The organism is Citrobacter sp. Cpo032, assembly GCF_030332975.1.
GTDB lineage: Bacteria > Pseudomonadota > Gammaproteobacteria > Enterobacterales > Enterobacteriaceae > Citrobacter > Citrobacter portucalensis.
Genome location: NZ_JAOWGU010000003.1, coordinates 1 through 228 on the forward strand (window position 1 = coordinate 1; position 228 = coordinate 228).

Consider the following 228-nt stretch of genomic DNA (forward strand, 5'->3'; position numbering starts at 1 on the left):
TCGGTACTGACCGAAGGCAGTAACAATGTAGAAGTGACAGTGACCGGGGTGGATACGGCAGGCAACACCGCGGTGGCGGTACAGCACACCACGGTGGTACTGGATACCCAGGCGGCCAACGCCATCAGCATTGATACCGTGGCAGGGAATAATGTCGTGAACCGCAGTGAGTCGCGGATGCCGACGCTGATCAGCGGGGCGGTGACCGGGGATGCACAGCCGGGCGAT

At 61.4% G+C, this 228-nt stretch carries 1 protein-coding gene; it reads left to right on the forward strand.

The features are described 5' to 3' along the window. Positions 1 to 228 (forward strand): Ig-like domain-containing protein (locus OGY33_RS00015; protein ID WP_286570890.1); only part of this gene is annotated, 228 nt, incomplete at both ends.